A 13,418-nucleotide genomic window follows, 5' to 3' on the forward strand; every position below is an offset into this window, starting at 1 on the left:
GCGGCGTTCGGGTCGCCGACGTTGACCCATGTCGCGTTTTGCTCCAGCCCGTATTCCGACTGGAACAACAGAAGGTCGGCCAACCCGGAACCAATACTCGTCGGCGGTGTGCGACGGGCCAGGAAAATGCCCATTCCGACCCGCAGGCAATTGATAGCGTTTGATTTATGGGTGGCTACCCCACGCAACGGAAGACGCCGGTTACCCCCGGCCCGCAGACCGATCCCAGCGTCCATCAACTCCGGCTGCTGCTCGTCCTCGCCGAGGAGCTGCACTTCGGCCGGGCCGCAGCCAGGCTGTTCATGACCCAGCCGGCGCTCAGCAGACAGATCAAGACCCTGGAGGACCGCCTCGCCGTGCGCCTGGTCGAACGCACCACCCGTACGGTCCAACTCACCCCCGCCGGGCGGGCCCTGCTCCCGGCGGTACGGGAGACGGTGAGCGCGATGGACCTGCTCCGTCGGGAAGCCGACACCCACGGCCGGACCCTCACCGGGCGCCTGTCGATCGGTTCCATCGGTGCCGAGGCGGCGATGCCGTTCACCCGCGCCATCCTCGACGAACTGCGCGGCCGGCACCCCGACCTCGACGTACGGATGTCCAGCCTGAACTTCGTCGAGCACATCGCCGCCCTGCTCAGCGGCGTTGTCGACGTGGTCTTCCTACGCCCGCCGGTGCCGCCCGGCATCGGCCTGCTGCACCTCGCGACCGAGCCACGGGTCGCCTGCCTGTCCGCCGACGACCCGCTCGCCGCCGAGCCCCGACTCACCCTCGCCCGGCTGTCCGGGCACACGTTCCTCGACGTACCGCCGGCGGCGTCCCGGGTCTGGTGGGATTTCTGGGCGGTGAACCCCCGCCCGGACGGCACGGCGGTGCGCTTCGGTCCGGCGGTCGCCGACATGGAGGGTCTGTTGCACGCGGTGTCCCGGGGCGAGGGCATCTGCTTCCTACCGGCGGCGGCGCGGGAGTTCTACCCCCGGCCCGGCATCGCCTATCGCGACGTGGCGGATCTCCCGCCGAGCACGTCGGCGCTGGCCTGGCTGGACGGCAACCGGGACCAGCCGGCCGTCGCCGCGATCCGGCACGCCGCCCGTACAGTGCTGGCCTGCCCATCGCCGACCTGAATTCAATAGCACGCCGGCGCAAAACCGGGCTTGAGCGCAATTCCTACCTTGTGCCGATGCAGAGATCTGACCACCTGGCCGTTATCCAGGAACTGGACCCGCACCGGGACTATGCGGAAATCTACCGGCTGATGGTCTTCCACGAATTCCCGTGGGATCTGCGAACAGCCGGCAAACTGATGATCTGGCATTTGTACGCCCTACCGTCGACCGCCCGGGTCGTCGGGTCGACCGACGCACTGCTCGAACGGGCCGAGGGCACCGCGCTGACCTTCGGTGACCTCATCGAGCACGGCCTCGACTCGCCGCAGGGCCGGGCGACCATCCGCCTCGTCAACCGGTCGCACCGGGGCTGGCCGATCACCACCGAGGACCACCGCTACGCCCTCGCCGGGCTCACCGTCACCACGCTGCGCTGGCTCGACCGGCACGGCTGGCGGCGACCGTCCACCAACGAACGCGTAGCCGTGGCCGTCTTCTTCGCCGAACTCGGCCGCCGCATGGGCGTACCGGACCTGCCCCGCGACCCCGACGTCCTGGCCGACTACCTGGCCGGGTACGAACGCGACCGGCTCGCGTACACCGCCGAGGGCCGGCGGTGCAGCGAGCGGACGATCGCGATGGCCCGCGCCCGGGTGCCCCGACCGCTGGCCCCGCTCGTCGGCCCGGCCATCGCCGCCCTGCTCGACGACCCGGTACGCGCCGCGGTCGGCCTGCCCCGCGCGGGCCGGGCCGTCTGCTGGTCACTGCGGACCATGCTGTACGTCCGGCGCCGGCTGCTCCGGTTCCTGCCGCCCCGACGGGTGCCGACGACGCCACGTACCCGCCGTGGCCTGCCACCGCTGCTGCCGGGCGATCCGCTGCCGGCGGCCGGCCACGCCCCGGTTCCGGGCTAGTCGATGATGTCGAGCCCGGACCGGTGGGCGATGACCGCCAGCGCGGTCCGGTCCCGGGCACCGAGCTTGAAGAGGATCCGGCTGACGTAGGTGCGGGCGGTCGCCGGACTGATGTGGAGTGCGGCGGCGATCTCGTCGTTCGTCGCGCCGGACCCGATCCGGGCGAGGACGGCGAGTTCCCGTTCGGTCAGCGCGGCCAGCCGCGGATCCGGTACGGGCGGCTTCGGCGCCCGGGCGAGGCGTTCCATCACACGCCGGGCGATCGACGGCGAGAGCAGGTTGCCGCCGGCCGCCGCGGTGTGGACCGCCCGCCGGAGTTCGTCGGACGAGGTGTCCTTGAGCAGGTAACCGGCGGCGCCGAGCGCGATCGCCTGGACGATGTCCTCGTCGTCGTCGAACGTGGTCAGGATCAGGACCCGGGAGCCGGCCAGGGACTCGTCGGCGCGGATCGCCGCCGTCGCCGCCAGCCCGTCCATGCCCGGCATCCGGATGTCCATCAGCACGATGTCGGGACACAGTTCCCGTACCTGGAAAAGCGCGGCGCGGCCGTCGGCCGCCTCGCCGACGACGGTGATCTCCGGGTCGTTCTCCAGCAGGGTCCGCAGCCCCGCCCGGACCAGATCCTGGTCGTCGACGACAAGCACCCTGATCACGACGGCTCCTCCAACGGAAGCACCGCCCGGACCACGAACCCCGGCTCCTCGCGCCCGGCGGTCAGCGTGCCGCCGAGCGCTTCGGCCCGCTCCCGCATCCCGGTGATGCCGTGCCCCCGGCCGGTGATGCCGTGCTCGCGACCGGCGCCAACGGACCCACCGGCCCCGTCGTCGGCCACCCGCAGGTGCAGCACGCTCCCGTCGTCGTACGCCGTCACCAGCGCCCGGCTGCCGCGCGAGTGCCTCACGACGTTGGTGACCGCCTCCTGCACGATCCGGAACGCGGACGCGTCCACCGTGGCCGGAAGTTCGGCGCCGACCCGTACGTCGAATTCGAGGTCGATCCCCGCGGCCGACGCCGACTCCCGCAGCGTGCCGACGTTCGACAGCGAGACGACCGACCGGGAACTCTCGTCCGGCGCCCGCAGCAGGGCGACCGTCCTGCGCAACTCGCTCATCGTACGGGTGGCGGTCGATTTGATCAGATCGAGCGCCGCCCGGGTCTGGGCCTCGTCGCGGCCGAGCGCCTCGCGGGCCACATCGGCGTGCAACGAGATCACCGACGTGGTGTGCCCGATCGAATCGTGCAGTTCCCGCGCGATCGCGAGACGGTCGGCGTGCACCCGCGCATCCGCCTCCTGCCGGTACCGCTGCGCGGTCAGCTCGGCGATCCGCCGCGCCCCCTCCTGCACCGACCGGCGCGAGCGCACACTGTCACCGAGCGCGATCGCGGCGGCCATCAGCAGGATGTGCCCGGCCAACTCGTAGTTGACGACGAACGAGAAAGCCTGCCCCTCGACCAGTCGGAAGAACACCGACACGGCGACCACGACCACCCCGGTCACGACCGCGTGGACCAGCCGACCGAACTCGGCGGCCGAGAACAGCGCCGCCGCGACCGGAACGCCCAGACCGACGGCCGGATAGCCGGCGGCGTAGTAGGCGAACAACCCCAACGCGGTGACGGCGAGCACGACCACCGGATAACGCCGGCGGGCGAACATCAGGGCGCCCAGGCCGACCGCCCACAGGTAGGCGACCGCATCCGGGCCGTGCCGTCCGCCCTGGTTCGCCGAGATGGCGACCGACACGACGAGCGTCACCCCCGCACCGAGCAACGCGTCGACCGCCCACGGCGGCAGCCTCCTCGACGCCCACATCATGGTTTCCACCGTACGGAACCCGATGGCGCTTGACCGTCGTCGGAAGGCGACACCCGGAGTCGCTTCCGGACGTATCGACATCGAGAGCGGATACGGATGTGCCGCACCCCCGCCGGTTCCTAACTTCGATCCATGACCTACCACAACCATCCGCCGCGCCAGACGTCCGCGCCCCACCGTCCGACTCTCGGGCTGCCGCTGCTCGCCGTGATCAGCCTCGCCCTGCTCGCGACCCCCCGGGTGGTACTCCACGACCTGGAACTCATTCAGGAGGGGACGCTCGTCAACACCCTCTTCGTGTTCGTACCGCCGATCATCTGGATCGCGGTCGTCCTCTGGAAGCGGGTGCCGAACCCGTTCATCACGCTGCTCGTCGTCGGTCTCTTCTACGGCGTCTTCCTCGCCCTCGGGCACCAACTGCTCTGGAACGTCAGCTTCGGTGACAACCCGCCCGCGCTCGGCGGGAACCTGACCGACCTCGACCCGGCCGCCCAGTCCGTCATCCTGCGTACGTTCGCCGGAATCAGCAGCGTCTTCACCGGGGTGATCGTCGGAGCGATCACCGGTCTGATCGCCTGGGGTCTGAGCAAGGTCATCGGCCCGAAACGCTGATCCGCGTTCCGGGACGCATGAACTGCAAAAGGCCGTCTCTCTTCTAGAGAAACGGCCTTTGACCTGAGGTGGAGCTGAGGGGATTTGAACCCCTGACCCCCTCGATGCGAACGAGGTGCGCTACCAGTCTGCGCCACAGCCCCTCACCGGACCGGAGCCCGGAAGGTCGACCCGGCACCACATCTCGTGGAGCGAGCCGGGAGTCAGGCTAACAGGTCCGGCCGCCGCTCCGCGAATCAGTACCCGGCGCGTCACCCCGTCGGCCACCCACCCGGCAGCGCCGTCCGGTCCGCACCCGCTCCGGTCGTCGTGATCGTCTGCACTTCAGGCGTCCCGGGACGGCGTGTCGACTGTCTGAGCCGCAGACGATCAAGGCGGCGCCCCGGCCCGCTGACCCGGTGCAGGGACAGGTCAGCGGGAGTTCGGGCGGCGGGCCTCGTACGCGCGCCCGCGCAGCCCACCCGCCCGCCGGTACGACACCGAACCCGTGACGCCACCCCCGGACGCCGCCTGCGGCAGGTCCCGGGCCCCGTCCAGGCCCATGGCGGCCCGGCGTACGGCCTCACGCTGGGCGGCGAGCCGGCGCTGCGCCTCGCGCCGGGCGGCTGCCCGGCGGGCCTGCTCGCGGCGTACCTCGGCCTGCCGGGCGGACAGCCAGGCGGCTTCGCGGGCGTCGGCGCGCTGGCGGCGCCGGCCGGCGATGGCCCGGTTGCGCAGGTGCACCACGTAGAGGGCGAGCAGGACGGCGGTCACCGCGAAGCTGATCCAGAAACCGGGGCCGACGACCACGACCCCGATCAGCTCGACGACGTTGAGCAGCAGGAGGGCGGCGAAGACCCGGCGGCGGCGGTGCATGGCGCTCGGGCCGCGCCGGGCCGGTTTGCGCCGGCGGGGGCGGGTGGCGCCGAACGGCACGAGGCGTAGCCGGGTGGAGCGGCGGGTGCCGGGTGGGCCGGACACGGACACCGGTGGTCCGGAGACGGGTGCGTTGGCCCGGGGGGTGGGTGTCGTGGAGTGGCCGGCGTTGAGTGGCCGCCGGCCGGGCACGGTCCGGCGGCGACGGCGGCGCTGCAGCACCCGCGCCGTCGACTGCGCCCGCTCCGCGACCAGCCGCTCGGTGGCGTCGTATCGGCGTACGAGTGCCGGTGCGAGAGCGAGTAGGCCGGCGGCGGCGAGGACGGCGAGGAGCACCGAGGTCGGCACCCTCTCCCCTCCCGTCACCCCAGCGGCAACCGACGTTCCCGACAAGATCCGGGCGGGACGCGCCGACGACGCTCAGGGGCGGTCCGCTGACCAGGTGGATCATGAAGGTGTGTGAGTTGCCGTACGTCCCAGTTACCTGAGGTTACGGCCGGTTGCCGCGATTCTCGTGCGCCGCGCCGACCAGGGCTGCCGGAAAAGATCAAGAGGCGGCGGCGTGCAGCCGGTGCCAGCGGGCCAGCAGGCCGCCTTCGGCCGCCACTTCCTCGCTGGTCAGGGCGTATCCGATGTGGTCGCGCCAGGCGCCGGCGATGTGCATGTAGCGCGGGTGGTAGGACTCTTCACGGAAAGCCAACTTCTCCACGACGCGCCGTGACGGCTTGTTCTCGGGACGGATGTTGACCTCGACGCGGTGCAGCCCACCGGTGGTGAAGGCGTGGTCGACGGCCAGCGCCATCGCGGTCGGGATGACGCCGCGGCCGGCCACCCGGGCGTCGACCCAGTAGCCGACGTAGCCGGAGCAGAACGCGCGGCGCACGATGTTGCCGATGTTGAGGTGGCCGACGAAGCGTTCCCGGCCGTGTTCGCGCAGGCAGACCGCGAAGGGCATGCTCTCGCCACGGCGGGCCGAGCGGCGCTGGTCGCGGTGGACGTAGCGGAAGGCACTGGGCGAGTTGAGCTCTTCCCACCGTCCGACGGGGGTCGACTCCCACGGCGCCAGCCAGCGTTCGTTGGCCCGCCGTACCTCCGACCAGGCCGTCGCGTCGGAGCGCCGGTAGGGACGCAGCAGGACCGGGCCGTCGGCGAGGACGACCGGCCATCCCGGCACGCCGTCGAACATCACCGTCTGCGGTCCAGGAGCAGGGCGTCCACCGTGGAACCGGCGGCGGCCGTGGTCACCCGCTCGCCGAGCACCAGCAGGCCGTTCGCCTCGGCGAGGCCGGAGAGGGTGTAGGGGCCGCCGGGCAGCGGCTGGACGGTGTAGCCGCCGCCGCGCCGTTCGGCGACGTGGGCCGGGCGGAACTCGCGCAGCCCGGCCGGCGACGACACGGTCTCCAGCAGGTGGGCGCGCACGCTGGGACGGAAGACCGGGTCAGCCCCGGCCAGGAGCTGGATCGCCGGCCTGGCCAGCACTTCGAAACCGATCAACGCCGCACCTGGTTCACCGGGTAGACACACGACCGGCACCTCCTCGGCACCGACCGTACCGAATCCGAGCGAGGTTCCAGGGTATAGCGCGACATCGGTGAATGCGACCGGTCCGGGCCGGCCGCCGTCCCGGCGGGACAGGATGCGGCGCACCATGTCGCCGGGGCCGGTGCCGGTGCCGCCGGTGGTGATGATCAGGTCGGCCCGCAGCGTCTGGTCTTCGAGGAGCCCGCGCAGCCCTTCGGGGTCGTCGTCGCAGATCCCGATCCGGTACGCGAGCGCCCCCGCCTCGACCGCCGCCGCGGTCAGCGCGTGCGAGTTGGCGTCGACGACCTGGCCCGGCTGGCTGCCCCGGCCGACCTCGACCAGTTCGTCGCCGGTGGCCACGAGGACCACCCGGGGGCTGGGGCGTACGACGACGTGCCCGATCCCGGTGGCGGCGAAGACGGCGACGAGGGCGGGTGAGACGTACGTGCCGGCGCGGGCCAGCACCTTGCCGGCGGGCAGTTCCTCACCGGCCCGGCGTACGCCGTATCCGCGCTTGGGGGTCCGGAAGATCTCGACGGCGGCCATGCCCTGGTCGGTCCAGTCGATCGGCACCACGACGTCGGCGGCGATCGGCAGCGGCGCACCGGCGGCGACGGAGAAGCAGGTGCCCGGGGTGAGCCGGACCGGGCGCCAGCTGGCGGCACCGAGGTCGCCGACGACGTTGATGCGTACCCCGCGCCCGCGTCCGTCCAACGCGGAACCGGCCGAGGCGAATCCGCCCCGGCCGGCACCGGTGATGTCCTCCCAGCGCGCCGCGTAGCCGTCGATGGCGGCTTGGGCGAAGGCCGGGAAAGAGTGCGGCGCGACGACGTCCTCGGCGAGGACGTTGCCGTACGCCTGGGTGAGGTCGAGGTCGAGCGGGGGCAGCGCCCGCAGCCTGCGCAGCACGCTGCCCAGGTAGTCGGCGAGCGGCGTCAACTCGTTGGCGGCCGCCTCGGCATCGGCCGTAGCTGTCACATCGTCACCTCGTCACGTTCAGTGACCACGTGGCCGGCACCTGACCCGTCGGGCTGGCCTGTCATGTGCCGGGCCCCCGGAACGATTCGGAGCCGGCGAACTGGCCGAGCCACTCGCGGAACGCCGGGCCGATGTCCTCGCGCTGGACGGCGATCTGCACGACCGCCTGGAGGTAGCCCAGCGGCATGCCGGTGTCGTAGCGGGTGCCGCGGTAGACGATGCCGTGCACCGGCAGGCCCTCGTCGAGCAGCGTCTGCATGGCGTCGGTGAGCTGGATCTCGCCGCCGCTGCCCGGGCCGGTCCGCCGGATCGCCTCGAAGATCACGCCGGGCAGTACGTAGCGGCCGAGGACGGCGAGGTTGCTCGGGGACTCGGCCGGTGCCGGCTTCTCCACCAGGCCGGTGACCCGTACGACGTCGGCGATCGCGTCGAGGCCGTCCTCGGCCGGGGCGACCGAGGCGATGCCGTACCGGTTGGTCTCCTCCGGGTCGACCTCCATGAACGCCAGGACGATGCCGCCGGTGCGGGCCTGCAACTCCAGCATCGCCGGCAGCAGCGGCTCGGCGAGGTCGACGAACTCGTCGCCGAGCAGGACCGCGAACGGCTCGTCGCCGACGTGCGACTCGGCGCAGCCGACCGCGTGCCCCAGCCCGAGCGGCTCGTGCTGGCGGGTGGTGAAGATCTCGGCCAGCTCGCTCGGCCGGCGTACGGCCTCCAGCCTCTTCTTGTCGCCCTTCTCGGCCAGCCGGGATTCCAGGTAGGGCTGGCGGTCGAAGTGGTCCACCATCGATGTCTTGCCCCGACCGGTGACCAGCAGTACGTCCTCGATGCCGGCCGCGGCGGCCTCCTCGACGATGTACTGCAGGACCGGCCGGTCGACGACCGGCAGGAGTTCCTTGGGCACGACCTTGGTCGCCGGCAGGAATCGGGTCGCGAGTCCGGCAGCCGGGATGACGGCCTTCACCGCCCGCCGTCCGGTCGCTGGACTGGTGGTCGTTCCTGGGTTGGCTGCACGCTCCGACATTCCGCGAGACTATCGGCCGCGGCTCTGTCGTGGCGGTTGTGGCCCGGATGACGCGCCGCCCGGCCCATCGGCGGACCGTCCACCCGCGTGGGGGACGCCGTCGTCCGGTGGCCGCGGGCCGACCGAACCAGCGATTTTCCCCGGTTCCGGTCGCGGGCCCGTCGACGCGACCCGGTGGGTGTCGCGTCCGGCCGCCTTGGCCGCGTAGAGCGCCTCGTCGGCGGCGTCGAGCACCTGGTCGCCGGTCGCGCCGTGGTCGGGGTATACGGCGATTCCGATGGAGACGGTCACCGGGATGCTGGTCGGCGGGGCGCCCAGGTGCGGTTCGATCGGGACCGGTACGTCGCGTACGGCGGCCGCCAGCCGCTGGGCGACGATGGCCCCGCCGGCCGCGTCGGTCTCCGGCAGCAGCACGACGAACTCCTCGCCGCCCTGCCGGAAGGCTAGGTCGACCTCCCGGATCTCGGCCCGCAGCCGGCGGGCGAACTCGGCCAGGACGGTGTCGCCGGCCGCGTGCCCGTGAGTGTCGTTGACGTGCTTGAAGCGGTCGAGGTCGAGGGCGAGGACGGTGAGCATGCGCCCGAAGCGGTTGGCTCGTTCGACCTCGCGCCGGATCGACTCCTTCAGGTAGCGGTAGTTCCACAGCCCGGTCAGCGGGTCGGTGAGCGAGAGCCGCTGGGCCTCCTCGTGCACCCGTACGTTGTCGACGGCGACGGCCGCCTGGCCGGCGAACGTGCGCAGCGTGACCAGGTCGGTGTCGTCGAACTCGTCGGAGCCGAGCCGGTCGTAGAGGGCGAGGACGCCGAGCGCGGTCGGCAGCGTCGGCGGCCACAGCCCGCCGGGCAGTCGCCCGGCGGGAACCCCGGTGGCCGGGGCGTCGGTGGCCGGCCCGGGTGCCGAGAAGGGTACGGCCACGTAGGTGCGGCAGCGCGGCTCGTGCGTCGACAGGTGTGGCCCGTCGCGGTCGACGCGGCCGCGGCGCGGCTCGCCGGTGGCGGCGACGGCGCCGAGCAGGCCGCTGCCGAGCGACACCCGCAGGGCCGCCGGGTCGTGGTCGGGCCGGCCGGGCCGGTCCTGGAGCGCGACGGCGACACCGACGACGGCCCCGTTGGTGCGGACGCCGGCCTTGCCGGCGCCGGCCTTCGCGGCGCCGGGCCGGGCGGTGAGGCCGACCGGCCAGCGTTCGTCGAGTCCCTCGGCGCACTGGCCGACCAGGAGTCCGCTGGCCGGGTCGAGCAGGAGCACCACGCCGGCCCGGGCGCCGGTCGCGGCGAGCGCGGTCTGGAGGATCACCTGGAGGATCCGTTGCAGGTCGTGGGTGCTGGACAGGGTGTCGCCGAGCACCGCCAGGTGTCCCCGGAGCTGGTCGCGGCTGGCGGTCAGGGCCTGGACGTACGACTGCGTCTCGCGGGTCATCCGGTTGAACGTGGTGGCCAGCCGGCCCACCTCGTCGTGCCCGTGCACCGGCACCCGGGCGGCGAGGTCGCCGTCGGCGACCCGGTCGGCGGCGCGGGCCAGTTCGGCGAGCGGCCGGGTGGTCGAGCGGGCCAGCCACCAGGCGGCGACGACGGCGGCGAACCCGGCGGCCAGGACCGCGCCGATCAGCACCACGTAGAGGCCCTGCGGCTGTCCCCGGGGCACGGAGAGCGCCAGCGGTAGCGGCTGGCCCGGTGACGGGTTGATCCGGCGGACGTACCGGCCGGTGCCGGTCTCGGCGATGGCGTCGCCCTCGGCGCGTGCCGCCGCGTCGAGGACCGCGTCGACGCCGGTCGCCGGCTCGGTGGTGTGCCGTACGGTCGGGGCCGCGACGCCCGGCAGGAGGGTGACGCCGGTGCCGGTCGCGGCGGCCAGCCGGGAGAGGAAGGCGTGGTCGAGGACCTGGGTGACGACCACCTCGCCGATCAGGGCGCCGCTCTCGGCGCGCATCTCGACGCGTACGGCGATCGCCTCGTAGTCGGCGTCCGGGGCGGTCTGCGCGGCGCAGTCGGCCCACGGCTGGGGTGGGTTGCCGGCGGTGGCGAAGGCGGCGCGGCCGTCGGCGTCGCTGATCAGGACCGCCGAAACCAGCCCGCGGGCGACCAGTTGGCTCGCGGTCCCGGCCCGGCGGGCCGGGTCGGCGGGTACGGCCACCGCGTCGGCCGCGGCGTGCATCTGCTGGCAGAGGGCGCTGACCGAGGTGCGTACGGTGGCGGCGGCGGTGTCCAGCCGGTCGACGGTACGTTCGTAGCTCACCGCGGCGACGGTCGTACCGACGAAGACGGCGCCGAGCAGCACGGGACCGAGGACGACCGCGAGGAAGGCGGTCGTCAACCGTCCACGCAGCGTCACTCTTCCCCCCGGAGGTTCCGCACCCGTTGGTGCGATGCTGACACAGACGGACCTTTCAGTTACGGCCTGTTGCAGGAGCGGTCGATGTCGGATTTGTCGAATGGAGCGAACGCGGCGCGCCGCCACAAGACGGACATCCGTATCAACGTCCTGGCCCGCCGTCGGTCACTGCCGGCGGCGCTCCGATCGGCCGCCGCCGGCCGCGTGCAGGCTGGCCTGGCCGACCTGGTACGGCGGCATCGGCCACGGACGGTGACCGCCTACGTGCCAGTCGGTTCCGAGCCCGGCGGACCCGACCTGCCGGAAGCCCTGCTGGCGATGCTCGCCGCCGGTGGCGCGCCGGGGTCGAGGCTGCTGCTGCCGGTGCTGTGCCCGGATCTCGACCTCGACTGGGCGGAGTACGCCGGTTCGGAGCCGCTGGTGGCCGCCGGGCGCGGATTGCGCGAGCCGGCCGGGCCGCGCCTCGGGCCGGCCGCCGTCGGCGCCGCGGACCTGGTGGTGGTGCCGGCGGTGGCGGTGGACCGGCGGGGGCTCCGGCTGGGCCGCGGCGGCGGCTCGTACGACCGCGCGCTCGCCCGCGTCGCCCCGGCGACCCTGACCGTGGCGCTGCTGCACGACGGCGAACTGCTGGACGCCGTACCGGCCGAGGAGCACGACCGTCCGGTCCACGCGGTGATCACTCCCAGCGGCGTACGGCGGCTCCCGGCCGGCTGAGTGTCGCGCCCCACACTCCCGCTGGACGAATCCGGTGCGGATAGCGCACCATTGGCACTCGAACGCGTCGAGTGCCAACCGATGATCATGATCCGGAGGAGACAGTGCCCACGTACCAGTACGCCTGCACCGCGTGCGGCCACCAGCTCGAGGCGGTGCAGTCGTTCGCCGACGAGCCGCTGACCGAGTGCCCGGCCTGTGAGGGGCGGCTGCGCAAGCTCTTCAACTCGGTGGGCATCGTCTTCAAGGGTTCCGGGTTCTACCGCACCGACTCCCGGTCCGGCTCGTCGGAGTCGGCCACCAGCGGCAAGCCGGCCAAGGCGGAGTCGTCCGGTTCCTCGGGCTCCGGGTCGAACGGCTCCGGCGGCAAGGACTCGGCCGGCTCCGGGTCGAAGGAGAAGCCGGCGTCGAGCGGCACCGCCTCCAGCGGCTCCAGCTCCTCTTCCGGCGGCTCGTCGTCGGCCGGCAAGGCCGCCACGTAGCGGCTCGGCCGAAGCGGCACCCGCCGGCTCGGGCATAACAGATCGACCCGGCCGACGGGGGTTGTCCACAGGAAGCCCCGTCGTCCACAGGCGGACGGCTCGGTCCAACGGGACCGGGCCGTCGGCGTCTAGCGTCCCTGCCGACCGGCGGCCCACGGTCCCCCACCGCCAGCCGTCCGAAGCCGGTCGGAGGGAGGCACCCCGATGTTCCGTCGCACCCGGTCCGGCGACGCCGACGGCGCGCTCACACCGGTCCGCTGGCCAGGCCGGCCCCGTCCGGCCACCGTGCTGCGGGCCGCCCTGGTCGCCGTCCTGCTGGCGCTGGCCGCCGCGGTGTTGACCGCGCGGGCCGACCCCGACCGCACGGCCGCCTGCGGCCCCCCGATCGCCGCAGACCCGACCGGACCACCATCCGGCGGGTCTTTCCCCGCCCCGGACGCCCCACCGGGCCGGCTCGCGGTGCCCGCCGGATCGGTCGGGGTACCGGTACGGCCCGCCGAACCCGCCGCTCTCGCCGTCGTACGCCCCGGCAGCCGGATCGACCTGCTGGCGCTACCGGCCGGCGCCGGGGCACAGCCGGCGCCGGAACCGCTCCGGCTGGCCACCGGGGCGCTCGTGCTCGACGTCGTGGCGGTCGACGGCGCTACCGCCCTCTACCTGGCGCTCACTCCGGACCAGGCGAACCGCACGCTCGGTATGCCCGAGACGACCCGCTTCGGGGTCGTCGTGCCACCCTGATCGACCGGATCCGGCCCGGCTCAGTCCCGATATCGACCGGCCCCTGGCCGACTCAGTCCCAATATCGACCGGCCCCTGGCCGGCTCAGTCCCAGTAGTGCGGCGGGCGCTCGGCCAGCAGCCGGTCGTCGTTCGATCCGGGCCGCTCGCCCCAGCCCCGGTCGGTGTCGTCCGCGGTCTGCTCCGGCAACACCACCAGCTCGTCCTCGCCGAACTCGACCGTCCGGTCGTCGGCGTCGATCCGTACCCGCGCCGGCTCGGTCGCCGCCGCCCCGTCCGCCATACGTGCCGATCTGTCCACGGCAGAAAGCGTACCCAGCCACGGGCCGGC

14 protein-coding genes and 1 tRNA gene are annotated in these 13,418 nt (G+C 73.1%); 6 read left to right on the forward strand and 9 right to left on the reverse strand.

What is annotated here, in order from left to right:
- Positions 1-167: 167 nt before the first annotated feature.
- Both QCD66_RS32730 and QCD66_RS32735 read left to right on the forward strand, forming a co-directional pair.
- The gene (locus tag QCD66_RS32730) at positions 168-1,124 is read left to right on the forward strand and encodes a LysR family transcriptional regulator (protein WP_375736457.1); all 957 of its coding nucleotides are present in this window, start codon (positions 168-170) and stop codon (positions 1,122-1,124) included.
- A 56-nt stretch (positions 1,125-1,180) separates the two neighbouring features.
- On the forward strand, positions 1,181-2,020 hold the full coding sequence (locus QCD66_RS32735) for an oxygenase MpaB family protein (RefSeq protein ID WP_375736456.1): 840 nt from the start codon (positions 1,181-1,183) through the stop codon (positions 2,018-2,020).
- Here the strand turns inward: QCD66_RS32735 and QCD66_RS32740 are convergent.
- Positions 2,017-2,673, reverse strand: coding sequence for a response regulator transcription factor (locus QCD66_RS32740; RefSeq protein WP_364211571.1), 657 nt, complete (start codon positions 2,671-2,673; stop codon positions 2,017-2,019). The genes QCD66_RS32735 and QCD66_RS32740 overlap by 4 nt on opposite strands.
- Positions 2,670-3,836 (reverse strand): sensor histidine kinase, encoded by a 1,167-nt coding sequence (locus tag QCD66_RS32745; RefSeq protein ID WP_375736455.1) that lies wholly within the window; start codon positions 3,834-3,836, stop codon positions 2,670-2,672. The genes QCD66_RS32740 and QCD66_RS32745 overlap by 4 nt, the downstream gene beginning before the upstream one ends.
- A gap of 132 nt (positions 3,837-3,968) precedes the next feature.
- Between QCD66_RS32745 and QCD66_RS32750 the strand changes: the two genes are divergently transcribed.
- Entirely contained in the window at positions 3,969-4,448 is a 480-nt protein-coding gene (locus QCD66_RS32750) for a hypothetical protein (RefSeq protein ID WP_375736454.1), read from the forward strand.
- Between the two features lie 69 nt (positions 4,449-4,517).
- Here QCD66_RS32750 and QCD66_RS32755 read toward each other — a convergent pair.
- The 6 genes from QCD66_RS32755 to QCD66_RS32780 form a co-directional block, all read right to left on the reverse strand.
- Positions 4,518-4,591 (reverse strand) — tRNA-Ala (locus tag QCD66_RS32755).
- A gap of 268 nt (positions 4,592-4,859) precedes the next feature.
- A complete protein-coding gene (locus QCD66_RS32760) occupies positions 4,860-5,651 on the reverse strand; it encodes a hypothetical protein (protein WP_364211562.1) in 792 nt (263 codons plus the stop codon).
- A 199-nt stretch (positions 5,652-5,850) separates the two neighbouring features.
- A complete protein-coding gene (locus QCD66_RS32765; RefSeq protein ID WP_357543699.1) occupies positions 5,851-6,489 on the reverse strand; it encodes a GNAT family protein in 639 nt (212 codons plus the stop codon).
- Positions 6,489-7,802, reverse strand: a complete 1,314-nt coding sequence (glp, locus tag QCD66_RS32770) for a gephyrin-like molybdotransferase Glp (RefSeq protein WP_357543657.1) — start codon at positions 7,800-7,802, stop codon at positions 6,489-6,491. The genes QCD66_RS32765 and glp overlap by 1 nt, the downstream gene beginning before the upstream one ends.
- 61 nt (positions 7,803-7,863) lie before the next feature.
- Positions 7,864-8,826 carry a UTP--glucose-1-phosphate uridylyltransferase gene (locus tag QCD66_RS32775; protein ID WP_364211555.1) on the reverse strand — a complete coding sequence of 321 codons (963 nt, stop codon included), beginning with the start codon at positions 8,824-8,826 and terminating at the stop codon, positions 7,864-7,866.
- Positions 8,827-8,835: 9 nt separating this feature from the next.
- Positions 8,836-11,154, reverse strand: a complete 2,319-nt coding sequence (locus QCD66_RS32780; RefSeq protein ID WP_375736453.1) for a diguanylate cyclase — start codon at positions 11,152-11,154, stop codon at positions 8,836-8,838.
- 84 nt (positions 11,155-11,238) lie between these two features.
- Between QCD66_RS32780 and QCD66_RS32785 the strand changes: the two genes are divergently transcribed.
- The 3 genes from QCD66_RS32785 to QCD66_RS32795 all read left to right on the forward strand — a co-directional run bounded on the left by QCD66_RS32785 (position 11,239) and on the right by QCD66_RS32795 (position 13,088).
- On the forward strand, positions 11,239-11,868 hold the full coding sequence (locus QCD66_RS32785; RefSeq protein ID WP_364211549.1) for a 5-formyltetrahydrofolate cyclo-ligase: 630 nt from the start codon (positions 11,239-11,241) through the stop codon (positions 11,866-11,868).
- A 104-nt stretch (positions 11,869-11,972) separates the two neighbouring features.
- Complete coding sequence (locus QCD66_RS32790) at positions 11,973-12,350, forward strand: FmdB family zinc ribbon protein (RefSeq protein WP_364211546.1); 378 nt, start codon at positions 11,973-11,975, stop codon at positions 12,348-12,350.
- Positions 12,351-12,554: 204 nt separating this feature from the next.
- On the forward strand, positions 12,555-13,088 hold the full coding sequence (locus QCD66_RS32795; RefSeq protein WP_375735084.1) for a flagellar biosynthesis protein FlgA: 534 nt from the start codon (positions 12,555-12,557) through the stop codon (positions 13,086-13,088).
- A gap of 84 nt (positions 13,089-13,172) precedes the next feature.
- Here the strand turns inward: QCD66_RS32795 and QCD66_RS32800 are convergent, their stop codons facing one another.
- Positions 13,173-13,370 carry a hypothetical protein gene (locus QCD66_RS32800; protein WP_364211963.1) on the reverse strand — a complete coding sequence of 66 codons (198 nt, stop codon included), beginning with the start codon at positions 13,368-13,370 and terminating at the stop codon, positions 13,173-13,175.
- Between the last annotated feature and the right edge of the window lie 48 nt (positions 13,371-13,418).

It is taken from the genome of Polymorphospora sp. A560, assembly GCF_045781765.1.
Lineage (GTDB): Bacteria > Actinomycetota > Actinomycetes > Mycobacteriales > Micromonosporaceae > Polymorphospora > Polymorphospora lycopeni.

Coding starts and splice junctions, on each gene's coding strand:
- QCD66_RS32775 (WP_364211555.1), bottom strand. CDS start 8,826: ATGTCGGAGCGTGCAGCCAACCCAGGAACGACCACCAGTCCAGCGACC.
- QCD66_RS32730 (WP_375736457.1), top strand. CDS start 168: ATGGGTGGCTACCCCACGCAACGGAAGACGCCGGTTACCCCCGGCCCG.
- QCD66_RS32750 (WP_375736454.1), top strand. CDS start 3,969: ATGACCTACCACAACCATCCGCCGCGCCAGACGTCCGCGCCCCACCGT.
- QCD66_RS32800 (WP_364211963.1), bottom strand. CDS start 13,370: ATGGCGGACGGGGCGGCGGCGACCGAGCCGGCGCGGGTACGGATCGAC.
- QCD66_RS32785 (WP_364211549.1), top strand. CDS start 11,239: ATGTCGGATTTGTCGAATGGAGCGAACGCGGCGCGCCGCCACAAGACG.
- QCD66_RS32765 (WP_357543699.1), bottom strand. CDS start 6,489: ATGTTCGACGGCGTGCCGGGATGGCCGGTCGTCCTCGCCGACGGCCCG.
- QCD66_RS32735 (WP_375736456.1), top strand. CDS start 1,181: ATGCAGAGATCTGACCACCTGGCCGTTATCCAGGAACTGGACCCGCAC.
- QCD66_RS32795 (WP_375735084.1), top strand. CDS start 12,555: ATGTTCCGTCGCACCCGGTCCGGCGACGCCGACGGCGCGCTCACACCG.
- QCD66_RS32745 (WP_375736455.1), bottom strand. CDS start 3,836: ATGATGTGGGCGTCGAGGAGGCTGCCGCCGTGGGCGGTCGACGCGTTG.